Annotated in this window: 18 protein-coding genes and 2 pseudogenes; 7 read left to right on the plus strand and 13 right to left on the minus strand. The window is 53.5% G+C overall.

All coding sequences use genetic code 11. The features are described 5' to 3' along the window. The first annotated feature begins 9 nt into the window (after window positions 1-9). The 3 genes from ilvD to QNN88_RS13680 are packed head-to-tail and all read left to right on the plus strand — an operon-like array spanning window position 10 to window position 3,419. The gene (gene ilvD / locus QNN88_RS13670; RefSeq protein WP_414240702.1) at window positions 10-1,722 is read left to right on the plus strand and encodes a dihydroxy-acid dehydratase; all 1,713 of its coding nucleotides are present in this window, start codon (window positions 10-12) and stop codon (window positions 1,720-1,722) included. Continuing rightward, window positions 1,719-2,627 carry a dihydrodipicolinate synthase family protein gene (locus QNN88_RS13675; protein ID WP_414240703.1) on the plus strand — a complete coding sequence of 303 codons (909 nt, stop codon included), beginning with the start codon at window positions 1,719-1,721 and terminating at the stop codon, window positions 2,625-2,627. Before ilvD ends, QNN88_RS13675 begins: the two co-directional genes overlap by 4 nt. Window positions 2,628-2,636: 9 nt before the next feature. Next, entirely contained in the window at window positions 2,637-3,419 is a 783-nt protein-coding gene (locus QNN88_RS13680; RefSeq protein ID WP_414240704.1) for an SDR family NAD(P)-dependent oxidoreductase, read from the plus strand. 187 nt (window positions 3,420-3,606) lie between these two features. Here the strand turns inward: QNN88_RS13680 and ispH are convergent, their stop codons facing one another. From ispH to QNN88_RS13710, 6 genes and pseudogenes are all read right to left on the minus strand, one after another. Continuing rightward, window positions 3,607-4,557 carry a 4-hydroxy-3-methylbut-2-enyl diphosphate reductase gene (ispH, locus tag QNN88_RS13685; RefSeq protein ID WP_414240705.1) on the minus strand — a complete coding sequence of 317 codons (951 nt, stop codon included), beginning with the start codon at window positions 4,555-4,557 and terminating at the stop codon, window positions 3,607-3,609. Window position 4,558: 1 nt separating this feature from the next. Then, entirely contained in the window at window positions 4,559-5,008 is a 450-nt protein-coding gene (gene fkpB / locus QNN88_RS13690) for an FKBP-type peptidyl-prolyl cis-trans isomerase (RefSeq protein WP_042998001.1), read from the minus strand. A 184-nt stretch (window positions 5,009-5,192) separates the two neighbouring features. Then, window positions 5,193-5,681, minus strand: a complete 489-nt coding sequence (lspA, locus tag QNN88_RS13695; protein ID WP_414240706.1) for a signal peptidase II — start codon at window positions 5,679-5,681, stop codon at window positions 5,193-5,195. Next, window positions 5,681-8,497, minus strand: a complete 2,817-nt coding sequence (gene ileS / locus QNN88_RS13700) for an isoleucine--tRNA ligase (RefSeq protein ID WP_414240707.1) — start codon at window positions 8,495-8,497, stop codon at window positions 5,681-5,683. Before ileS ends, lspA begins: the two co-directional genes overlap by 1 nt. Window positions 8,498-8,531: 34 nt before the next feature. Further along, a complete protein-coding gene (ribF, locus tag QNN88_RS13705; protein ID WP_414240708.1) occupies window positions 8,532-9,470 on the minus strand; it encodes a bifunctional riboflavin kinase/FAD synthetase in 939 nt (312 codons plus the stop codon). A 7-nt stretch (window positions 9,471-9,477) separates the two neighbouring features. Next, window positions 9,478-9,695 (minus strand): annotated as a pseudogene (locus QNN88_RS13710) (DUF2575 domain-containing protein). A gap of 102 nt (window positions 9,696-9,797) precedes the next feature. Between QNN88_RS13710 and rpsT the strand changes: the two are divergent. Then, window positions 9,798-10,061: a 30S ribosomal protein S20 gene (rpsT, locus tag QNN88_RS13715; RefSeq protein ID WP_003018940.1), complete on the plus strand. Its 264-nt coding sequence runs from the start codon at window positions 9,798-9,800 to the stop codon at window positions 10,059-10,061. 60 nt (window positions 10,062-10,121) lie between these two features. Here rpsT and nhaR read toward each other — a convergent pair whose 3' ends face one another. The 4 genes from nhaR to dnaK all read right to left on the minus strand — a co-directional run bounded on the left by nhaR (window position 10,122) and on the right by dnaK (window position 15,547). Further along, entirely contained in the window at window positions 10,122-11,021 is a 900-nt protein-coding gene (gene nhaR, locus QNN88_RS13720) for a transcriptional activator NhaR (RefSeq protein ID WP_414240709.1), read from the minus strand. Between the two features lie 64 nt (window positions 11,022-11,085). Next, window positions 11,086-12,252 carry a Na+/H+ antiporter NhaA gene (nhaA, locus tag QNN88_RS13725; protein WP_414240710.1) on the minus strand — a complete coding sequence of 389 codons (1,167 nt, stop codon included), beginning with the start codon at window positions 12,250-12,252 and terminating at the stop codon, window positions 11,086-11,088. A gap of 178 nt (window positions 12,253-12,430) precedes the next feature. Further along, entirely contained in the window at window positions 12,431-13,546 is a 1,116-nt protein-coding gene (gene dnaJ / locus QNN88_RS13730) for a molecular chaperone DnaJ (RefSeq protein ID WP_414240711.1), read from the minus strand. Window positions 13,547-13,630: 84 nt separating this feature from the next. After that, window positions 13,631-15,547, minus strand: coding sequence for a molecular chaperone DnaK (gene dnaK, locus QNN88_RS13735; RefSeq protein ID WP_414240712.1), 1,917 nt, complete (start codon window positions 15,545-15,547; stop codon window positions 13,631-13,633). Window positions 15,548-15,924: 377 nt separating this feature from the next. Here dnaK and QNN88_RS13740 point away from each other — a divergent pair, with 377 nt between their 5' ends. From QNN88_RS13740 to satP, 3 genes and pseudogenes are all read left to right on the plus strand, one after another. Further along, window positions 15,925-16,329: a DUF2541 family protein gene (locus QNN88_RS13740; RefSeq protein WP_414240713.1), complete on the plus strand. Its 405-nt coding sequence runs from the start codon at window positions 15,925-15,927 to the stop codon at window positions 16,327-16,329. 10 nt (window positions 16,330-16,339) lie between these two features. Beyond that, window positions 16,340-16,594: pseudogene (locus QNN88_RS13745) on the plus strand (hypothetical protein); the annotation flags it as partial. A gap of 190 nt (window positions 16,595-16,784) precedes the next feature. Continuing rightward, entirely contained in the window at window positions 16,785-17,351 is a 567-nt protein-coding gene (satP, locus tag QNN88_RS13750; RefSeq protein ID WP_046475236.1) for an acetate uptake transporter, read from the plus strand. A 35-nt stretch (window positions 17,352-17,386) separates the two neighbouring features. Here the strand turns inward: satP and QNN88_RS13755 are convergent, their stop codons facing one another. From QNN88_RS13755 to QNN88_RS13765, 3 genes are read right to left on the minus strand one after another with little or no spacing between them, the layout of a single operon-like run. Continuing rightward, window positions 17,387-18,628: a hypothetical protein gene (locus tag QNN88_RS13755; RefSeq protein WP_414240714.1), complete on the minus strand. Its 1,242-nt coding sequence runs from the start codon at window positions 18,626-18,628 to the stop codon at window positions 17,387-17,389. 15 nt (window positions 18,629-18,643) lie between these two features. Further along, window positions 18,644-19,786, minus strand: a complete 1,143-nt coding sequence (locus tag QNN88_RS13760; RefSeq protein ID WP_414240715.1) for an anaerobic sulfatase maturase — start codon at window positions 19,784-19,786, stop codon at window positions 18,644-18,646. Window positions 19,787-19,844: 58 nt separating this feature from the next. After that, window positions 19,845-21,350: a sulfatase gene (locus tag QNN88_RS13765; RefSeq protein WP_414240793.1), complete on the minus strand. Its 1,506-nt coding sequence runs from the start codon at window positions 21,348-21,350 to the stop codon at window positions 19,845-19,847. Between the last annotated feature and the right edge of the window lie 23 nt (window positions 21,351-21,373).

Below are 21,373 nucleotides of genomic sequence, written 5' to 3' on the forward strand. Positions count from 1 at the left end.
GAGAATGCTATGAAGAGTGAATGTGGAGGATGTGCCAGTTGTGGCACGCATTTCAGCCCCATCCTCGAGGGTGATGATGGCGCGTTAAAACGCGCCCTGTATAAATCCATGGGCCACACAGACGAACAACTGCGCCGTCCGGTGATTGCGGTGGTCAACAGTTACACCAATGCCACCGCCGGGCATGCCAATCTCAATGAACTCACGGCAAACGTGCTTAAAGGCATCGACGAAGCGGGCGGCGTAGGGATGGTATTCGGCACTATCGCCCCTTGCGACGGCATCGCCGAAGGGCATCTGGGGATGCGCTACATCCTTGCCGCCCGGGAAGTGATCGCTATGTCGATTGAGAGCATGATGCGCGCTCACCGCTTTGACGGCATGGTGTTACTTGGTTCGTGTGACAAAATCGTGCCTGCCATGCTGATGGCGGCGGCCCGTCTGGATATCCCTGCCATTATGGTCAACGGCGGTCCGATGTATCCGGCAGAGTACAAAGGCAAACACTGGGACGGAAATATTGTCACGGAAGCCATTGGCTGGAAAACGCGGGGTGAAATAACCGAAGAGGAATTCGCCTACATCGAAAATATCGCCGAACCCGGGCCGGGCTCCTGCACCATGTACGGTACAGCGAACACCATGTGCTGTATCGCGGAAGTACTGGGCATGAGCCTGCCGGGTAGCAGTACGCTGCCCGCCGTTTCGCAGGAACGACGCGTCTGTGCAGTAGAAACCGGAAAACAGGCTGTAACCCTGGTGCGTGAGGGGATTAACGCGCGCCAGATAATCACGCCAGAATCCATTCATAACGCCATGGTCTATCTGCTGGCGACGGGCGGTTCCACCAACGCCATTCTTCATCTTCAGGCTATTCATTACGAAGCGGAACTGGGGCATTTACCGCTTTCCTCCTTCGATAAGCTCAGCCATCAGGTGCCGCTGGTCGCGTCGCTCTACCCGGCTTCTGAACATGACATGATCGATTTCTGGGAAGCGGGTGGCGTTCGTGCCGTTGAGCATGAAATTGCAGCACTGATGAACCGCGATGCGCTGACCGTGGTCGGAAAAACCAAAGCAGAACTGTTGGCTGAAGGGCACAAAACCACGCGTCCGGAAGTGATTCGTTCGCTGGCAATCCCGGTGCGCAGTGAAGCAGGCGTCGCTGTTCTGCATGGCAATCTGTCACCACTGGGCTGCGTAGTGAAACCCGCCGCCGTCCCTGAAAATCTGATGACCTTTCGTGGCCCGGCCGTGGTATTCAACAGCGAACAGGAGTCGGTCGACGCCATCATGTCAGGCAATATTAACCCTGGTAGCGTGCTGGTGTTGCGCTACGAAGGACCCAAAGGCGGGCCGGGCATGCCGGAAATGTATAAGCCGATGAAATGCCTTGAAGGGATGGGACTTTCTGACAGTTGTGCGCTGATCACCGACGGACGTTTTTCCGGTTCCAACCGCGGGTTGTTCGTCGGCCATATTTCACCGGAAGCCACTGAAGGCGGCGCGCTGGGGCTGGTAGAGGATGGCGACGAGATCGCCATCGACATTCCAGCCCGTTTGCTCACTCTGCATGTGGATGAAGCGACACTCGCCCAACGCCGTGAAATCTGGAAGCCAGTCTATAAAGAAGTGCCGCGCGGTTTTCTGCGCCTTTATCGCCGCTGGGCATTACCCGCCGCTCAGGGGGCGGTACTAGCCGATCGGGAGGATATGGAATGAGTACGCATTACACCGCCGCCCACATCTGCGGCGTAAACCCTATCGTGGCGATGCCGTTCACCTCACAAGGCGAAATTGACGAACGTAGTTTTATCCGCCTGCTGGAGCATCTCGCCACCAGCGGTGCGAACGGCGCGACGCTGTTTGGGATAGCCAGCGAGTTTCCAAAGCTTGATGACAGTGAGCGCGATCGCCTGGCGCAGTTGATGATCAACACGCTGGCAGGCAGCCCGCTGTATCGTGCTTTTTCCGTGACGGATCACAGTACAGAAATCGCTATCAAGCGGGCCACGCGCTATCAGGCGCTGGGTGCCGATGCGCTGATGCTGCTGCCGCCGTTTTTTCTCTCGCCCAGCCCTCAGGCGATTCAGGAACATATTTTCGCCGTGCTGGAAGCCGTTGATATTCCAGTGATGGTGCAATATGCGCCAGGCGAGACCGGGCTACCGATTACGCCAGAGCAGCTCGCCACCGTGGCGGAACGTTATCCACATGCCGTGTTTAAAATCGAGTGCAACCCGCCCGTGGATTACACCCGCGAATTCCTGCGTTATGCGCCACAGGCCTGCGTTCTGAACGGCTATGCTGGATTGTATATGTTGCAAATGCTGGAAGCGGGCGGCAAGGGCGTGATGCCGGGCTGTTCGTTTACCGAAGTATATGTGCGGATTTATCGCCACTGGCAAGCAGGAGAAATCCAGCAGGCAAAAGCGCTTCACCAGCAACTGTTGCCGTTTATTCAGCGCTGGATGAGTCATTGCGAATACATTATTCAGGTGGAAAAAACACTGCTGATGCAGCGCGGTATTATCGCCAGCGACTACTGTCGCCGTCCTGGCTGGGCGCTGGACACAGACGATCGGCAGGCGATTACCCAACTGATCCATGATTTTAACTTAGCGTAAGGGACAAATATGACCACGCAACATACGCCCCGCATCGTGTTGGTCACCGGGACCAGCCAGGGCATCGGCGAAGCCATCGCCCGCACCTTCTTGCAAAATGGCGATATCGTGATTGGCTGCGCCTTTTCGTCACTGGAGAAAGCCGCCAGCGCTCGCCAGATGCTGGAAGAATTCAACGGGCGCTATCACTACTTTTCGGTTGACGTAACACAAACTGCGGCAATTAAACAGTTCGTCATTGAGGCAGAAAAGCTATACGGACGCATTGATGTTGTTGTTTCTAACGCCGGGAAAAACGTGTTCAAAGGTATCGACTGCGAAGAGAGCGACTGGTCGCATAATCTGGATTTGAACCTGCGTTCGCACTGGTATCTGGCGAAATGTGCCCGCCCGGCGCTGCAAAAGAGTCACGGCGTGATTTTAATTATCACATCGAATCACGCCTTCTCCACCATGCCGGGCTGTGCGCCGTATAACATTACCAAGCGTGCATTACTGTCGCTTGTACAAAGCCTGACGATTGAATGGGGGCCAGAGATCCGCACCGTTGGCATCGCACCGGGCTTTATTGATACCGCCGGGAATCAGGCGTGGTTTGATGGGCACCCTGATGCCCGAATTGCCCGTGAGAAAACGGTGAAGAAGCATCCCGTTGGACGCATCGGCAAGCCGGAAGAAGTCGGTGAACTGTGTCTGTTTTTAAGCAGCGAAAAAGCTGGATTTATTGCGGGCACCACTATCGTGATGGACGGTGGGCGTAGCGCCATCATGCAGGATGAAGACGACGAGTAAGATAAAAGGGGGCTTATGCCCCCCTGAGAGTGATGACAAACCTCATCCCGATGTCGAACGAACAGAAAGCACTCAGTAAAAAACAAGGAAAATCAATTTATTGATTTTCGGCTGATAACCACAAAGAAGGAAAAACCACGTTTTTTCCTTCTTTGTCAGCAGTCTGAGGGGGCTTTTGCCCCCTGGTTTAATCAACCTGCTGAATGTCGAGTCGCAACTCTTTCGGCACTTCGAAAACAATATTTTCTTCACGGCCTTCCAGCGGGATAGCCTCGCCGCCACCCAGTTCCTGCAGACGCTTGATAACGTTTTGCACCAGTATATCCGGCGCCGACGCCCCTGCGGTAACGCCTACGCATTTCGCCTCTTTCACCCAGGCTTCCTGGATATCGGTCGCATCGTCAATCAGAAACGCCGCTTTCCCCATCCGCTGCGCCAGTTCGGCCAGACGGTTTGAGTTTGACGAGTTCTTTGAACCGACTACCAGCACGACATCCGCCTGTTCCGCCAGCGCACGCACCGCTTCCTGACGATTAGTAGTGGCGTAGCAAATGTCATCTTTACGCGGCCCGACGATTTTCGGGAAGCGCTGGCGCAACGCGTCAATCACGTCTGACGTATCGTCGACGGAAAGCGTAGTCTGGGTCATAAAGGAGAGTTTGCCTTCGTTTTTCACATTCAGTGAAAAAACATCTTCCGGCGATTCCACCAGATACATGCCCCCTGCCGGGTTGCTGTACTGCCCCATCGTGCCTTCCACTTCAGGGTGCCCGGCGTGACCAATCAGGATCGACTCCTCGCCCCGACGGCTGGCGCGCGCCACTTCCATGTGCACTTTGGTTACCAACGGACAGGTCGCGTCAAAGACAGTGAGATCGCGACTTTTCGCTTCGTTGCGTACCGCCTGAGAAACACCATGTGCGGAGAAGATCAGGATCGCACCGTCCGGCACTTCGCTGATCTGCTCGATGAAAATCGCCCCGCGTTCGCGCAGGCTGTCGACAACGTAGCGGTTATGTACCACTTCATGACGAACGTAAATCGGCGCACCGTAAATGGCCAGCGCGTTTTCAACAATGCTGATAGCGCGGTCTACGCCGGCGCAAAAACCGCGCGGGTTGGCCAACAGGATCTGCATGTTACGCCTCCAGTGCCGGATCGACTTCCAGCACTTCAATATCAAAATGAACGGTATGCCCGGCCAGCGGATGGTTGAAATCGACGGTTATCGAATCACCGTTAATTTCGCGGATCACGCCAGGCATCTCACTGCCGTCCATTGCGGTAAAGAGCATAATAGCCCCGATTTCAGGTTCGCCTGCGTCCATAAATTCACGGCGCGAGAAGTACTGAATCAGGTCAGGCGTCGTGATGCCAAACGCGGCATCCGGCTCCAGGGAAAAAGTGGTTTTATCGCCGTCTTTCAGTCCAAGAAGATGTTGCTCCAGTCCTTCAGACAGAGAACCATCCCCCAGGCGGAAAAGCGCGGGCTTGCCGTTATTACGGGTTGACTCTGCGGTGGAGCCATCGTCGAGTTTTAAGGTGAAGTGCACCAGCACCGCACTGTTACTCTGTACTGATTTAGACATGCAGGTTGCTCACTTGTTGTGACTCCCCTGTTAGCCCGATGGCGCTGGCGCTTATCGGGCCTACAAGGATCGCGCTATTTTGTAGGCCGGATAAGGCGTTTACGCCGCCATCCGGCACATGTTTGCCTGATGGCGCTAAGCTTATCAGGCCTACAACACCTGATCAGCACCATCCGGCATTTTGTTACGCCTGCTTTTTCGGCAGGAAACCTTCCAGCACAATCAACGCGGCACCGACACAAATCGCTGTGTCCGCCAGGTTGAAGGTCGCAAAATGCCAGTCCCCGACGTAGAAATCGATCATGTCGACAACGAAGCCATGCCACAGACGATCGAACAGGTTTCCTAACGCACCACCAATGATTAAAGCGTATGCGATGTTATTCAGCTTCTGCGTGGCTTTCGAACGGTACATCATAACCGCCAGAATGACACAGATACCGATCGCGATACCGGCAAAGAACCAGCGTTGCCAGCCGCCGCTATCGGCGAGGAAGCTAAACGCCGCACCATAGTTACGCGCATAATGCAGATTAAGCGACGGGAACAGCGATACCGTATCCCCCAGAGCAAAATTCTGGAGGATCAGGTACTTGCTGCCCAAATCGATAATCAGCACGACTACCACCAGCCACAGCCAGCGTAGCCCTGTTGAACAAAGAGGCTTACTCATCAGGCAAACTTACGTTTTTCGCCATCACCGGCGACGTTGCTGACACAGCGGCCGCAGATTTCTGCGTGTTCCGCCACCTTGCCGACATCGGTGGTGTAGTGCCAGCAGCGCGGACACTTATCACCTTCGGCTTTACTCAATGCAATTTTCAGCCCTTTGAGCAGTTCGCTTTGCTGAGCATCCGCAGAAGCCCCGGCATAGTCCGCGACTTTCGCCCCGGAGGTCAACAGGACAAATCGTAATTCGTCGCCCAGCGCAGTCAGCTTAGCCGCCAGTTCAGGTTCCGCGTACAGTGTCACTGCCGCTTCCAGAGAACCACCCACTTTCTTATCGGCACGCGCCTGTTCGATGACCTTGTTCACTTCGCCACGAACCTGCAGCAGCACATCCCAGAAACCGTCGTTCATCGCTTCGGTATCCGCCAGACCAAACAGGCCGGTGTACCATTCGCCAGTGAAGACATATTTCTCGCGATCGCCCGGCAGATAACCCCAGATTTCATCTGCGGTGAAGGACATGATCGGCGCCATCCAGCGAACCAGCGCTTCCGCGATATGCCAGAGCGCGCTCTGACAGCTACGACGCGCCACACTGTCTGCCTTCGCGGTGTACTGACGGTCTTTGATGATATCAAGATAGAACGAGCCCATTTCCACAGAGCAGAAGCGCATCAGGCGCTGTACCACTTCATGGAAATCGTACGCTTCATACGCTTTCAGGATATCTTCCTGTGCCGCTTTCGCGCAGCCCACCGCCCATCGGTCCAGAACCACCATCTCTTCCGGTTTCACCATGTCTTTAACCGGATCAAACCCGTTCAGGTTCGCCAGCAAGAAACGCGCAGTGTTACGGATACGACGATAGCTGTCGGCGGCACGTTTGAGGATCTCATCCGAAACCGCCATTTCACCGGTGTAGTCGGTAGAGGCGACCCACAGACGCAGAATGTCCGCGCCCAGTTTGTTCATCACATCCTGCGGCGAAACGGTATTGCCGATGGATTTGGACATCTTGCGGCCCTGACCGTCGACGGTAAAGCCGTGAGTCAGTACCTGGCGATACGGCGCTTTGCCTTTCATCGCCGTGGAGATCATCAGCGAAGACATGAACCAGCCACGGTGCTGGTCGGAGCCTTCCAGATACATATCCGCGGCTTGACCGGCGAATTCCGGACGCACATCCACAACGGAGGCATGTGTGGATCCTGAATCAAACCAGACGTCCAGAGTATCCGGCACTTTCACGTACTGATCGGCTTCGTCGCCCAGAATCTCTTTCGGGTCCAGATCCCACCAGGCCTGAATACCATCAACTTCAACGCGCTTCGCCACTTCTTCCATCAGTTCGATGGCGCGCGGATGCAGCTCTTCAGTGTCTTTGTGAACGAACAGAGACATCGGCACGCCCCAGGTACGCTGACGGGAGATACACCAGTCAGGGCGGTTGGCAACCATTGACTCGATACGCGCCTGGCCCCAGTCCGGGATCCACTGCACGCCTTTGATCTCTTTCAGCGACTGCTCGCGCAGACCTTTCTGATCCATGCTGACAAACCACTGCGGGGTCGCACGGAAGATGATAGGCGTCTTATGACGCCAGCAGCACGGATAGCTGTGCTGCATTTTCTCGACGTGCAACAGCGCGCCTTTTTCGCTCAACAGCGCAACCACAATATCGTTCGCCTTAAAGACGTTCACTCCGTCCAGCGTCGGATAGGTGCCCGGCAGATAAGCGCCGTCCGGTCCTACCGGGTTAGCGACTTCCAGACCGTATTTCTGGCCGATGACATAGTCATCCGGACCATGGCCTGGCGCGGTATGCACAGCGCCCGTACCAGCATCCAGCGTTACATGATCGCCGAGGATCGCCGGAACGTCGAAGCCCATAAACGGATGGGTAAAGCGCAGCAGTTCAAGCTCCGCCCCTTTTACGGTAGCGAGAACGGTAAAGTCCGTCGCGCCAATACGCTGCATCACGCTTTCAACCAGATCTTTGGCGAGGATCACCGCCTGACCGTCGATCTGTACCAGCGCATAGTCAAAGTCCGGCGCAAGGGAGATCGCACGGTTTGCGGGCAGGGTCCACGGCGTGGTGGTCCAGATAACCAGCGAAATCGGGCCGTTAACGGAGGAGACGCCAAATTTGGCCTTCACCGCGTCCTGATCGGCGGCAACGAAGGCCACATCAATGGACGGAGAGGTTTTGTCATAATATTCGACTTCCGCTTCTGCCAGCGCAGAACGGCAGTCAACGCACCAGTGCACCGGCTTCGCGCCTTTATGCAGATGACCGTTACCGATGATTTTGCCCAGCGCGCGAATGATATTGGCTTCAGTTTTGAAGTCCATGGTCAAATACGGATGAGACCAGTCGCCAAGCACGCCCAGACGGATAAAGTCTTTGCGCTGGCCGTCAACCTGCGTCGCTGCATATTCACGGCACTTCGCACGGAACTCCGCAGCGGTAAATTTCTCACCCGGCTTACCGAATTCCTGCTCCACTTTCAGCTCGATTGGCAGACCGTGGCAGTCCCAACCCGGAACATAAGGCGAGTCATATCCCGCGAGTCCTTTGGACTTCACGATAATGTCTTTCAGAATCTTGTTAACCGAGTGACCAATATGAATGCTGCCATTCGCATAAGGAGGGCCATCATGCAGAATGAAGGTTTTTTTGCCTTTTTTGGCCGCACGAATGATGCCGTACAGGTCATCATCAGTCCAACGCGCCAGCATTCCCGGTTCGCGCTTCGCGAGATCGCCGCGCATCGGGAACCCTGTTTCCGGCAAATTCAGGGTTGATTTAAAGTCACTCATCAGATTCTCGGTTCCGTATTGATTACCCAGGCCTTTAAGCCGGTTTTGTTAGCCCAAAAAAATCACGGGCAGTTAATTCATCACGCGCAATCTGCGCTTTGAGTTCATCCAGCGAGGCAAATCGCTGTTCATTGCGTATTTTTTTACGCAGCACTACATCTATATGGCGACCGTAGAGGTCCATTGCAATATCCAGCAAATGCACTTCCAGTTGCTGGCGCACGCCCGAGACCGTCGGACGTGTCCCGATGTTTGCCACACCGGGCAATGGCTTTTCGCCAAGCCCCATCACTTCTACCGCATAGACCCCTTTAACCGGGGAAACCTGACGACGCAGCGGTAAATTTGCCGTCGGGAAACCAATGGTGCGTCCAAGTTCATCACCGTGCACAACGCGACCAGAGATGGTAAACGGATGGCCCAGCAGGCTTTCGGCAAGAGACAGGTTGTCCTGCGCCAGCGCCTGACGCACGGCGGTACTGCTGATACGAACGCCACCCTCGCAGAAGGTTTGGGTGCTGGTAATATCGAAACCATATTCCACACCCGCCTTCTGTAATAACAAGAAATCGCCTTCGCGACCAGCGCCAAAGCGGAAATCATCACCCACCGCGAGAAATTGCACCCCAAGACGCTTCACTAGCAGATCGCTGATAAAGTTCTGTGCCGTGAGGGCGGCAAAACGGCGGTCAAATCGCACACACAGCACGTAGTCGACGCCGCATTGCGCAAGATAACGCAATTTCTCACGCAGGCGGGTCAGGCGCGCAGGCGCTTTGTCCGTCGCAAACAGTTCAAGCGGCTGTGGTTCGAAAATCATCACCATCACCGGTAAGCCACGTCTGCGCCCTTCTTCCTGCAAACCTTGCAGCAGCGCACGATGACCACGATGCACGCCGTCGAAATTACCAATAGTCAGCACACACCCGTGCGGGGCCTGACTGAGATTATGTATGCCGCGTATCAGCTTCATGTCTGGCTCAAAACAGTGAAAATCGCCAAAGTATACCTTGTACGGCGGTCAAGGTTAACCGGCGATTGATGTGGTGAAACAGAAAGCAGATGGATTTCATTACCCTGAGACAAAACTCACCGTCCACTGACAACGCAATTCAATTTTTATCGCTGAAAAGCTGTATTCACAGCCCGCAAGCTGGTAGAATCCTGCGCCATCACTACGTAACGAGTGCCGCGAGATTAACGGCGCTTATTTGCACAAATCCATTGACAAAAGAAGGCTAAAAGGGCATATTCCTCGGCCTTTGAATTGTCCATATAGAACACATTTGGGAGTTGGACCTTGGCTAATATCAAATCAGCTAAGAAGCGCGCCGTTCAGTCTGAAAAGGCTCGTAAGCACAACGCAAGCCGTCGCTCTATGATGCGTACTTTCATCAAGAAAGTATACGCAGCTATCGAAGCTGGCGACAAAGCTACTGCACTGAAAGCATTTAACGAAATGCAACCAATCGTGGACCGTCAGGCTGCTAAAGGTCTGATCCACAAAAACAAAGCTGCACGTCATAAAGCTAACCTGACTGCACAGATCAACAAACTGGCTTAATCGCCTGTTGATTGTTGCTTTGTGAAAAAACCCGCGCAAGCGGGTTTTTTTATGTCTGGACTATTTGTTCTGGGGCGTAAATAACGCCGAATAGTTTGTATTGCAGATACGCTGAACCGCCGGGTGCTGAATCATCCTCTCGGCAAAGATGGCATGATATTCCTCCATCACATTCTCCACGCGACCAATTTCGACCACCGAGTCATCTGCGTAAAAATCATTCGCATAGAGTGTCGGGGCCACGAAAATCGCGTTGTGCGTCGCACCAAAGGCTTTCATCAATGCGGCGTCGTCAAACTCCCCCAGAATTTCAACCTTCAGCCCCTGGGAATTAATCCAGTTCAGTAACTTGCGCCCCAACATCGAACGCCGTCCAGGGATCAGCAGACGTCGCTCTTCCAGGCAGGCCGGGAAGGATTTTTCCGGTAACGGTTGGGTACACCAGAAGCTTACGCTACACTCGCCAATCTTCACCGAAAACAGCCCTTCCTGCTGCGTTGAGTCAATCGGGCAGTCCGAGATGATCATGTCGAGCTTATGCTGGCTGAGCTGCTCCAGTAGCATCTCATGGGTCGATTCAAAACAGCGCAGGTGGATCTGTTCCCCTTCAACGACAGCGGCATCCAGTACATTGCTGACCAGTCGCTTCGACAGCGCATCCGCCACGCCAACGTCAAATAACAGATTGGACTCTTTACGGTAGTTCACGATATCCAGCATCTCCTGGCTGAGGGTAAACATTTTATCCGCATAGCGAAAAATCAGTTCGCCGAGTTCGCTGGGCTCCAGACCGCGCCCCTTACGCTTGAAGAGTTTACCCTGCAGGCGCTCCTCAAGCGCTTTAATCTGCCCGGTGATGGTTTGCGGCGTTAAATAGAGCGCCTCCGCCGCACCGACCACTGAGCCCTCTTTATAGACGTGCCAGAAATAATAGAGATGGTTGTAATTAATATGGGACATACACTCACTCTGATAAATGTGACAAAGTGGGAGCCATAAGAGGCTCCCCAGCTAATTCGCCCGTTCAGGCAGACGGGCGTAAACGCGCGCGCAGCAAGCTGTAGCCAATCACCGCCGACAGCAGGGAGCCAATCAGGATCCCTAGCTTCGCCCAGTTAATCAGCTCTGGATCCACGCTGCTAAAGGCCAGGCTGGCGATAAAGATCGACATCGTAAAGCCAATGCCGCACAGGATGCCGACCGCCATAATTTGCGGGAATGAGGTTCCCTCCGGCAGATGCGCCAGCTTAAGGCGCAGCGCCAGCCAGCAGAACAAACTGATCCCCAGCGGCTTGCCCACCAGCAGACCCGCAATAATGCCCAATGGCAGAATGGAGGTCAGCCCGTCCATCGTCACGCCCTGCAAAGAAACGCCCGCATTGGCGAAGGCAAACAGCGGCAGGATCAGATACGCCACCCACGGATGCAGAACATGTTCCAGACGCTTCGCGGGGGAACGCCCGTATTTCTCTTTCAATGGAATGAAAAAGCCGACAATCACCCCTGCCAGCGTCGCATGGACGCCGGATTTCAGCACGGCGGTCCACAGTACCGCGCCAACGAGGATGTACACCCCCGTGCGCCGGACGCCGCACAGATTCAGAAGCGCCAGCAATGCTATGGCAAACGCCGCAACGCCCAGCGAAACCATCGACAGATCGTTGGTATAAAACAGAGCAATAATGACTATCGCGCCGAGATCGTCGATGATCGCCAGCGCCATGAGGAAAATTTTCAGCGCCAACGGCACCCTGCTGCCGAGCAGCGCCAGAACGCCCAGCGCAAACGCGATATCTGTGGCAGCCGGGATCGCCCAGCCTTCGCGAGTGATCGGATCGGCATAGTTGAATGCCAGATACAGCAGCGCCGGGACAATCATTCCGCCGATGGCGGCAACCACCGGGAAAGCCGCCTGGCGCAGACTTGCCAGAGAGCCCTGCATTAACTCGCGCTTGACCTCAAGGCCAATCAACAAGAAAAACACCGCCATCAGGGCGTCGTTAATCCACAACAGCATGTTTTTATTGATCTCAAGCGCGCCAACGCGCAGTTGGACAGGCGTCTCGAGAAAGGCGTGATACCATCCGCTGGTCACACCCATATTGGCCATCAGCATGGCCAGCACTGCGGCGATGATAAGAATGATGCCCCCAGAGGCATCACTGCTAAAGAAACGATGCAGATGTTTCACTTTTTATTCTCTCTATAAGGTGAATACTTCGTAATTACTATCATACCTTTCATAAATAATCGTTAAAACCAGATTATCCATGATAGAACGCTCGCTTTTTCCGATCTATAGAGACATAAAATAAAAAAGCCTGAGATCTCGCAATCCCAGGCTTTATGAGCGATATGGCAAGAGGTGATTAGCGCGTCAAATCGTCAAAGAACTTTTTCACGCCGTCAAAGAAACTCTTGGAGCGCGGGCTGTTGTGTTCACCCGTTGGACCGCCAAAGCTTTCCTGCAGATCTTTGAGCAGTTGTTTTTGCTTCTCATTGAGACCAACCGGCGTTTCGACTACGACACGGCACAGTAAATCGCCCTGCGCGCCACCACGAACCGACTTCACGCCTTTGCCGCGCATACGGAACAGTTTTCCGGTCTGCGTTTCGCTGGGTACTTTCAGCTTCACGCGACCATCCAGCGTCGGCACTTCAATCTCGCCGCCGAGTGCAGCCATCGCAAAATTGATCGGCACTTCACAGTACAGGTTGTTGCCTTCACGTTCGAAAATTGGGTGCTGTTTCACCTGAACCTGAACATACAGGTCCCCTGCCGGTGCGCCGTGCTCACCGGCTTCACCTTCGCCGGAGAGGCGAATTCGGTCACCGGTATCCACGCCAGCCGGGATTTTAACCGACAGCGTTTTGCTCTTCTCGACACGACCATGACCGTGGCACTTATTGCACGGATCTTTAATCAGCGTACCGCGTCCCTGACAGTGCGGACAGGTTTGCTGAACCGCGAAGAACCCCTGACGCATCTGCACCTGGCCGGAACCATGACAGGTTGGACAGGTCTGCGGCTGAGTCCCCGCTTTCGCGCCACTGCCGTGGCAGACATCACACTCTTCCAGCGTCGGAATGCGGATCTCTTTGGTCACGCCACGTACGGCTTCTTCCAGGGTGAGATCCATGTTGTAACGTAAATCGGCCCCACGCGCAGCACGTTGACGACCCCGACCACCGCCAAAGATATCGCCAAAAACGTCACCAAAGATATCGCTGAAGTCAGCGCCGCCGCCAAAACCGCCCTGCTCAAACGCGGCGTGACCATACTGGTCATAAGCGGCGCGTTTTTGCGAGTCAGTCAGGACTTCATACGCTTCTTTGATCTCTTTAAACTTGGCTTCGGCCTCTTTATCACCCTGGTTACGGTCCGGGTGAAACTTCATGGCCAGCCGCTTATAGGCCTTTTTGATTTCACGCTCTTCCGCTGTTTTGGAAACGCCTAAAATCTCGTAATAATCAAGCTTCGCCATCTTTTTTATCTGCCCTTAACATGCGTGCACGGGCGGAGAGGAAACCTCTTCGCCCGTGCCAGTAATTACCCGTTCAAAGGGCGATTATTTTTTATCTTTCACTTCTTCGAACTCAGCGTCGACAACATCATCATCTTTCGCGTTGTTGGCGGAAGTATCAGCGGAACCCGCCTGCTGCTGCGCATGCTGTTGCTGAGCAATTTCCATCAGTTTCTGGGAAACCTGCGCCAGTTCCTGCATCTTCGCTTCGATAGCCGCTTTGTCTTCGCCTTTCAGCGCCGTTTCCAGTGCGGTCAGTGCAGACTCGATAGCCGTTTTGTCGTCAGCCGGCAGTTGTTCGCCTGCTTCTTCAACCTGCTTGCGAGTGCTGTGCAGCAAATGATCGCCCTGGTTGCGGGTCTGAACCAGCTCTTCAAACTTACGGTCAGACTCAGCGTTCGCTTCCGCTTCGCGAACCATTTTCTGAATTTCTTCTTCATTCAGACCAGAAGAGGCCTTGATGGTGATCTTCTGCTCTTTACCGCTGTTTTTGTCTTTCGCGGAAACGTGCAGGATACCGTCAGCATCAATATCGAAGGTTACTTCGATCTGCGGCATGCCGCGCGGTGCCGGGTTGATCCCATCCAGGTTGAACTGACCCAGAGATTTGTTATCAGACGCACGTTTACGTTCACCCTGCAGCACATGGATGGTTACCGCAGACTGGTTGTCTTCAGCGGTAGAGAACACCTGGCTGTGCTTGGTCGGGATAGTGGTGTTTTTGGTGATCAGCGCCGTCATTACGCCGCCCATGGTTTCAATACCCAGAGACAGTGGGGTAACGTCGAGCAGCAGTACGTCTTTCACATCACCGGTCAATACACCACCCTGAACGGCAGCACCGATAGCCACGGCTTCGTCCGGGTTCACGTCTTTACGCGGTTCTTTACCAAAGAACTCAGCCACTTTTTTCTGCACCATTGGCATACGCGTCTGGCCACCAACGAGGATAACGTCGTTGATATCAGAGACGGACAGGCCAGCATCCTGCAGAGCGACTTTCAGCGGCTCGATGGAACGGTTCACCAGGTCTTCGACCAGGCTTTCCAGTTTCGCGCGAGTCACTTTGATGTTCATGTGTTTCGGACCGGTAGCATCTGCAGTGATGTACGGCAGGTTCACGTCGGTCTGCTGCGCAGAAGAAAGCTCGATTTTCGCTTTTTCTGCCGCTTCTTTCAGGCGCTGCATGGCCAGCGGATCGTTACGCAGGTCAATGCCCTGATCTTTCTTAAATTCTTCAACCAGATAGTTGATCATACGGCTGTCGAAGTCTTCACCACCCAGGTGGGTATCACCGTTGGTTGCCAGAACTTCAAAGGTTTTTTCGCCGTCAACTTCATCAATTTCGATAATAGAGATATCGAATGTACCACCACCCAGGTCGTAAACCGCGATAGTACGGTTACCGACTTCTTTATCCAGACCATATGCCAGCGCGGCGGCAGTCGGTTCGTTGATGATACGTTTTACTTCCAGACCTGCGATACGGCCGGCGTCTTTGGTTGCCTGACGCTGAGCATCGTTAAAGTAAGCCGGTACGGTGATAACTGCTTCAGTTACCGGTTCACCCAGGTAATCTTCAGCCGTTTTCTTCATTTTCTTCAGCACTTCTGCAGAGATCTGCGGCGGTGCCATTTTCTGACCTTTCACATCCAGCCATGCGTCGCCGTTATCGGCGCCAATGATTTTGTACGGCATGATGGAAACATCACGTTGAACTTCTTCGTCCTGGAAGCGGCGGCCAATCAGGCGTTTAATCGCAAACAGGGTGTTTTGCGGGTTTGTCACGGCCTGACGTTTAGCCGGCTGACCAACCAGAGTTTCACCATCCTGGGTATAAGCAATGATAGAAGGCGTGGTGCGATCGCCCTCGGCGTTCTCCAGCACACGTGCAGTAGTGCCATCCATAATCGCTACACAAGAGTTGGTAGTACCCAGGTCGATACCAATAATTTTACCCATCTAAACGTCTCCACTAAAAATTCGGTCAACATGTGGTTGTGAGTCTGTAATAAGGGCGAAACGTGCGGTTTCAACTACCTGATTCGTTTTTTTTCAGACTCACCACTGCGGTTGACTACTAAGTGGGGTCGTAACCCACTTCATCAAGGGGGGAATGAAAAAAAAATTTCTCTCTCCACCCCAATAAATCGTCATTAAAACCAGAACAGACGATCAGCGATAGCTTTTTGATGGCCTAAATATTCACAAAAAGCATGAGAAAGAATGAATGATTCATCAAAAAATTGTAATAAAAAGAAAAGATTACGAACCTGAATCCTTGCAATGAGGGGCGTAAGATAACGATCATTTTACTGACCTAAATAACGAGAAAGACCATGAAATCGATTCTGACGTTTTCCGTCAGCCTGATGGTGGGCGCTCTGTTAACCACGAGCGTTCAGGCTAACGACCACAAGGTATTGGGGATCATTGCAATGCCTCGAAATGAAACCAACGATCTGGCGCTGAAGATCCCCGTCTGCCGCCCGGTCAAACGCATTCAGTTAACCAGCGGGCACGGCGACGTCCAGCTTAGCGGCGCGTCCGTCTATTTCAAAGCCTCTCGCAGCGCTAATCAGAGCCTGAATATTCCGCACCTGATTAAAGAAGGACAGACCACTGAGTGGATCAACATCAATAGCGATAACGACAATAAGCGTTGCGTCTCCAAAATCACCTTCTCGGGTCACACGGTGAACTCTTCTGATATGGCGACGTTAAAAATTATTGGCGACGACTAAGCCGCTGCTTTTTCTCCGTAACACCTGGCAAAAAATGGACGCAGAACAGCGACAGGAATTCCTGCAAGCCATCAACGCCAAAGTCATTAAACTGGAAGAGTTGCTGCCGCTCCTGCTGAAAGATCGCCAACTGGCAAAAGGGGTTTCACACCTCCTCTCCGGTCAGCTCACCCGAATTCTACGCACCCATGCCGCGATGAGTGTATTGGGCCACGGTTTGCTTCGCGGCGCAGGTCTCGGCGGCCCGGTAGGCGCTGCTGCAAATTGCCTGTTTGCGTCGGGTCTATAACGCCACAAGAGCGTGATGTTCATCACTGGGGAAAATAATCCATTTTCCCCTTATCAGATCATAGACAGCCCCTTCTCTCCTGATTATCATGCCGCGCCCCGAACGGTGTCATGTTTTGGCAGGGGTAACTATTTCACCATTCAATTAATGATGATTTTGAGGATTTATGGGCAACACTAAGTTGGCTAACCCGGCACCGCTGGGCCTGATGGGCTTCGGCATGACCACCATTCTGCTTAACCTGCATAACGCGGGTTTCTTCGCCCTTGACGGTATTATTCTCGCGATGGGAATTTTCTACGGTGGTATCGCGCAAATTTTTGCCGGCCTGCTGGAATACAAAAAAGGAAACACCTTCGGTTTGACCGCCTTCACCTCTTACGGCTCATTCTGGCTGACGCTGGTTGCAATCCTGCTGATGCCGAAAATGGGTCTGACAGAAGCCCCGAATGCACAGTTCCTCGGTGCCTACCTGGGTCTGTGGGGCGTATTCACCCTCTTTATGTTCTTCGGCACGCTGACCGGCGCACGTGCGCTGCAGTTTGTGTTTCTGAGCCTGACCGTTCTGTTCGCCTTGCTGGCTGTGGGTAACATTGCGGGTAACGAAGCGGTGATCCATTTTGCCGGCTGGGTTGGCCTGGTATGTGGCGCAAGCGCCATTTATCTGGCGATGGGTGAAGTGCTGAACGAACAGTTTGGCCGTACCATCCTGCCTATTGGCGAAAAACACTGATTGTCCTCACGGCTGCTTCCCGGCAGCCGTTTTTATTATTCCCGGTTATATTCCGCGGCCAGATACTCCAGTAACCAAACCACATTACGCGGTGCCAGTCGGGTTAACTGTGACCAGATGGGATGCACGTAGAGCCAGCTCTGAAAGACGCGGGCGGGCTTTAGAATCGCGTGTCGAAACGATGACTGCCCCTGTTCGCCGGTAAGATAACAGACCGCTAACTCATAGCCACGTTGCGAATAGCAATGCCAGGTGTCGTGCCAGATAATATCAGACAAAATGGTTTCACTGCGCAGTCGCCGACTCACATCGCGAGTGCCGATTTCATGGACAAATCCCATCCGGGTGCTTTGTTTCACCACTTCATTACGATTTGCCATCAGGCAGCCGCCATACAAAAAACACTCATGCTCCAGCCAGTGCTGCACAGACAACACGCGGTCATGCGTTAACGCATAGACCAGATCAAAGTGGCGATAGGCCGCAAGTACGGGTTTAACGATTGCACCACCATCATCACGCTTCAGTCGCGCAGGGCCATACGAGATATCATAATAGAGCGGACGGCGGGCAATCGTTCTGTCCTTATCGAAAATCCGCCGCACCACGCCCTGTGCGCTTATCTTCTCGCTGGGTGCACAGAAGTACATCCATTCCGCCGGAATGCCCTCGCGCGAAGCAACATAATTCGTCGACAACGCAATCACCCTGCCCGTTTTATTCTCTGCCGTCACAATGACATACAGCAGGCTTTCACTGCTGTTGAAAGGCACCCTGAACGTTACAGTAGAAAACTCAGCGTCGAGCGATACCCGTTGGGAGTGCACCTGCTCAACCCCGGCCCAAAAAGCCAGTCGCGAGAGTTCCCGTCCCATCACCTGACTCCTCCCCTCGACGGACCGAAGCAACGCACCGTCAGCAATGGCGTCACGTAGCGCCAGGAGTCGACTGTCATAAACAACGGGCCCCGCATAATGGGTAAAGGAACGATGACAGGTGCGGCAGTGCCAGCGTTGCCGTTGACTGCCGCTTTTCCCGTGCCGGACCAACATTCCCTTTGGTCCGCAAACCGGGCAGCACAACATGACGCCTGAATAATGCCGGTTGGTTTGTTGACTGTAAGCGTCGAGCGCCATGGTTGAAATCAGCGGAAATAAAAAGCCGCATTCCGGACAGCGACAGTTAAGACCTGCAGATTGCCAGGCAGGGCTGTGCGCGACACCGAACAGAGAGCAACCGATCGTTTTGCAGCAGTTCACATGCTCCCAGCGTGTCATTCTGCATCCGCCTTATTAACCCAGATAATGACGGATATCGGATGGCGCATATCCTTGCTCCCAAAGCGATTTCATCATCAGCATATACGGCTCGACGAAGCCGAAGAAGGCGCGGTAGCCCGCACAAAAAGCATTGAGTTCCGCAAGACCACGTGAAGAAAAGGCCACCCTGTCTTTCGGGCATCCGCCGTAACAAGCAAAACGATATTTACAGGCGATACACTCCGGAGCTTGTGGCTGCCTGGCATGACCAAACTGCTGATTTTTGTCACTATCAAGCATCTGCCTGATTGTCTGCTGATGGAGATTACCCAGCAAATGCTGAGGATTCACAAAATGATCGCACTGGTAAAGGTCTCCGTTCTGTTCAAGGGCAAAGGCGCTGCCGCAAGATGGCGCAAAGACACAGGTCAACGCGGGCAATCCGCACCAGGCAGCAAAGGCATGCTCAAAAATGGGAACTTCTATGATGCCAATATCCAGGCGCACCCACTGGTAAAAAATAGTTTTCAAAAACGTACCTAACGCAGCGGGGCTTACACTTCTGGTGGTGGCGCTATCAGGCGAGGTTTCGAGCAGCGGAATGAACTGCATATGACGACTGCCGAGGTGTTTAAGGTATTCATACACCCGCAGTGGATGTTCACTGTTCACGGCATTGACTACCGTCAGGGTGTTAAACGCCACCTCATACTGTTGCAGCAATTTCACCGCTTTCTCAACACGCTGATGCGTGGGTTTTCCGGAAACGGTTTTGCGAAAGACGTCGTGCAGGGCGGCGTCGCCATCGATCGAGATGCCAATCAGAAACTGCTGCTGTTGGAAAAACTGGCACCAGGCGTCATCAAGTAAAATCCCGTTGGTCTGGAAGGTATTAATAATGGTTTTACCCTGTGCCAGTTCCTGTTGCAGCGCCACGGCGCGGCGAAAGAAGTCCAGTCCGGCGAGCGTCGGTTCTCCTCCCTGCCAGGTAAAGATCACCTCTTCGGTATCCTGGGCGGCGATTTGCTGGCGGACTAACCGCTTAAGGGTCTCATCATCCATACAGCGGTCGCGACGATCCGGGTAAAGATGAGCCTTATCAAGATAAAAACAGTAATCGCAGCCCAGATTGCATTGCGCCCCGGTAGGCTTCACCATGACATGACAACTTTTCATCACAGATTTCCTTTGCGGTTGCGGCTCTGTCTTGATAACCGCAGAGCCGCAACCCGCGTTAGTTCCAGTCCACAGCGGTCGGTTTATCGCCCCGAGCTTCCATTAATGCATCATGCTCAATGCTCTCTTTGTAGCTGGCGAGAGCCGCCGTCAGGCGCTTCTCAATGTCCGGCTGCTTACCCAGTTGGTTCATCGTTTCGCCGCGATCCAACTTCAGGTTGTAGAGATATTTCGGCTTGCTCTCTCGGTCGAAAATCATTTTCCAGTCGCCGTCCCGCAATGCCCACATATCGGTCGGATCGTCCTGGAAAGGCATATCGATTGCGGTCAGAATCGGTTTATGACGTGTGATGTTCTGCCCCTCAAGAACCGGCACGATGGATTCGCCGTCAATGATGCGATCCTTCGGCAATGCAAAGTGGGCAAGTTCGGCGAGGGTCGGCAGGACATCCAGGCCACTCACCGGCACATCAGAGATAGTCCCTGGTTGCAAGTGCTTGCCGTATTTCACAATCGCCGGCACACGGATACCGCCATCCCACAAATTATCTTTACGTCCGCGCAATCCGTCGGTCTCACCGGCAAGATTTAGCTCATACCATTTACGCGCTTCGCGCGTCACCGGACCGTTGTCGCTGGTAAAAATCACAATGGTATTGTCTTCCTCACCCATCGCCTTAATTTTTGCCAACACCTTCCCGACCTGCGCATCCATATAACTGATGTTGGCGTAATATTCGCCCGGGCCACGATAAGGTTTATCCGCCCAGTCGGCATAGAACAGGTCCGGATGCTGTTTCTCGTAGTCGCTCATGTAGTTTTTGTACATTTCCAGATACTTTTTCGGCGAGGCGAGCGGGCTGTGGACTTCCGTAAAGGCGACATACATAAAGAACGGGTTACGATCTTTTTTATGCTCCAGCCAGTTAATCGCCTCCTGGCTGACAAATTCCCCGCTTATCTGGTTAACCGTCCCCAGCGCTTTACCGTTACGGTAAAAGCCGTTGGGATAGACCACGCCGTAACGGGGCCGCGTTTTCACCTTATCGAGATCGCTGGTGACGAATCCGGCGGCATTAACCAGCGAATAGTCAAAACCGGCCTCCTTCGCCTGCGGTTGATCCTGACGGTCAGCCCCTGCATTCAGGTGCCATTTCCCCATCATCGCGGTGTCATACCCTTGTTCCTTTAAATAATTGGCTATCGTTTTTTCATTTCGCCCCAGCGCAACATTTTTCGTTACCGGGATCCAGGAACGAATATTGGTCCGAAACGGCGTTCGTCCGGTTAATAACCCGGCGCGGGAAGGCGAACAAAGTGGCGCAGGGGCATAATATTGCGTAAAGCGCACCCCTTCCTGTGCCAGCTTATCAATATTTGGCGTTTTAACGACCGGATGTCCGTAAATACCTAAATCGCCATAGCCTAAGTCATCAGCAAGAATAATAACAACGTTAGGCTTATTGCTATCACCTCTCGTTTTCTCTGCCGCAACGACATTATTTACCGCGCCAGAGGAGCACAGTGCGGTACCGACCAGAATGGCCAGAACATGTTTTTTCATCATAAAATCCTTGTTAAAGAAAA

This window comes from Citrobacter sp. ANG330 (assembly GCF_047467925.1).
GTDB lineage: Bacteria > Pseudomonadota > Gammaproteobacteria > Enterobacterales > Enterobacteriaceae > Citrobacter_A > Citrobacter_A amalonaticus_G.

Excerpts from the sequence above, each read along its gene's own strand:
- ilvD (WP_414240702.1), top strand. The coding sequence starts at position 10 with ATGAAGAGTGAATGTGGAGGATGTGCCAGTTGTGGCACGCATTTCAGC.
- QNN88_RS13675 (WP_414240703.1), top strand. The coding sequence starts at position 1,719 with ATGAGTACGCATTACACCGCCGCCCACATCTGCGGCGTAAACCCTATC.
- QNN88_RS13680 (WP_414240704.1), top strand. The coding sequence starts at position 2,637 with ATGACCACGCAACATACGCCCCGCATCGTGTTGGTCACCGGGACCAGC.
- ispH (WP_414240705.1), bottom strand. The coding sequence starts at position 4,557 with ATGCAGATCCTGTTGGCCAACCCGCGCGGTTTTTGCGCCGGCGTAGAC.
- fkpB (WP_042998001.1), bottom strand. The coding sequence starts at position 5,008 with ATGTCTAAATCAGTACAGAGTAACAGTGCGGTGCTGGTGCACTTCACC.
- lspA (WP_414240706.1), bottom strand. The coding sequence starts at position 5,681 with ATGAGTAAGCCTCTTTGTTCAACAGGGCTACGCTGGCTGTGGCTGGTG.
- ileS (WP_414240707.1), bottom strand. The coding sequence starts at position 8,497 with ATGAGTGACTTTAAATCAACCCTGAATTTGCCGGAAACAGGGTTCCCG.
- ribF (WP_414240708.1), bottom strand. The coding sequence starts at position 9,470 with ATGAAGCTGATACGCGGCATACATAATCTCAGTCAGGCCCCGCACGGG.
- nhaR (WP_414240709.1), bottom strand. The coding sequence starts at position 11,021 with ATGTCCCATATTAATTACAACCATCTCTATTATTTCTGGCACGTCTAT.
- dnaJ (WP_414240711.1), bottom strand. The coding sequence starts at position 13,546 with ATGGCGAAGCTTGATTATTACGAGATTTTAGGCGTTTCCAAAACAGCG.
- dnaK (WP_414240712.1), bottom strand. The coding sequence starts at position 15,547 with ATGGGTAAAATTATTGGTATCGACCTGGGTACTACCAACTCTTGTGTA.
- QNN88_RS13740 (WP_414240713.1), top strand. The coding sequence starts at position 15,925 with ATGAAATCGATTCTGACGTTTTCCGTCAGCCTGATGGTGGGCGCTCTG.
- satP (WP_046475236.1), top strand. The coding sequence starts at position 16,785 with ATGGGCAACACTAAGTTGGCTAACCCGGCACCGCTGGGCCTGATGGGC.
- QNN88_RS13755 (WP_414240714.1), bottom strand. The coding sequence starts at position 18,628 with ATGACACGCTGGGAGCATGTGAACTGCTGCAAAACGATCGGTTGCTCT.
- QNN88_RS13760 (WP_414240715.1), bottom strand. The coding sequence starts at position 19,786 with ATGAAAAGTTGTCATGTCATGGTGAAGCCTACCGGGGCGCAATGCAAT.
- QNN88_RS13765 (WP_414240793.1), bottom strand. The coding sequence starts at position 21,350 with ATGAAAAAACATGTTCTGGCCATTCTGGTCGGTACCGCACTGTGCTCC.